The following is an 862-nucleotide window of genomic DNA, read 5'->3' on the forward strand; positions in this document are numbered from 1 at the left end:
TAGGGTGTGTTGACACTTTTAGCTTAAAAAAATAGCGAAGTAGTAAAATCAAATCGCCAAACCCAATTTTACTATTCGCTATGCCTCGTACCATGCTGACAGATCAACACTGGCAAAAGTTGAAAGTTATTCTGCGTAATTTATCCATTCACCACAACTCAAATTTACGCAATTTTATTGAAGCTATCCTCTATAGAATTAGAACAGGCTGTCCGTGGCGAGATATTCCTTGTTGTTTTGGTCATTCAAACTCTATTTTCAAACGTTTTAATCGTTGGTCAAGCAGCGGTAAGTTACTTAGATTATTCAAATTATTAGCCTCATGCCCCGATATGGAGTGGATTTTTATTGATGGCTCTCATGTACGTGCTCATCAACATTCTGCCGGCATAGCGAATCAATTTATTTCTAAAAGTGTAGGAGGAAACTCCTCAAAAATACATTTGATTGTTGATGCACATGGCAATCCTATTGATTTCATGATTACCGATGGAACCACACATGATGTTAAAGTTGCACCTGATTTAATATCAACATTAGATTTAAAAGAGACAAAAGTGGTATGTGCAGATAAAGGCTATGATTCAGAACCACTGCGTGAACAGATCAGGAAAACAGGGACTAAAGCGAATATACCAAAGAAAACAAATAGCCAATCGAACAATGACCATATGGACTGGTATTTATATAAAATCAGGCATTTAGTTGAAAATATGTTTTGTAGATTAAAGCAATTTAGAGGAATAGCTACTCGATATGACAAGCTCAAAAGAAATTATCAAAGTTCTGTTGCTTTAGCCTGTATATTTTTATGGCTACCTTTATAGGGTTAATTATGAACAGTAAATGTCAACAGACCCTA

Annotated in this window: 1 protein-coding gene; it reads left to right on the plus strand. The window is 35.4% G+C overall.

The window, feature by feature from the left end:
* The first annotated feature begins 80 nt into the window (after positions 1–80).
* Positions 81–827 (plus strand): IS5-like element ISAba31 family transposase, encoded by a 747-nt coding sequence (locus MF4640_RS18790; protein ID WP_078390501.1) that lies wholly within the window; start codon positions 81–83, stop codon positions 825–827.
* Positions 828–862: the final 35 nt, after the last annotated feature.

It is taken from the genome of Acinetobacter sp. MF4640, assembly GCF_002018895.1.
GTDB classification, from domain to species: Bacteria; Pseudomonadota; Gammaproteobacteria; order Pseudomonadales; family Moraxellaceae; genus Acinetobacter; species Acinetobacter johnsonii.

Bases quoted from the DNA above. Each gene is read 5' to 3' on its own strand.
- MF4640_RS18790 (WP_078390501.1), top strand. From the start codon at position 81: ATGCCTCGTACCATGCTGACAGATCAACACTGGCAAAAGTTGAAAGTT.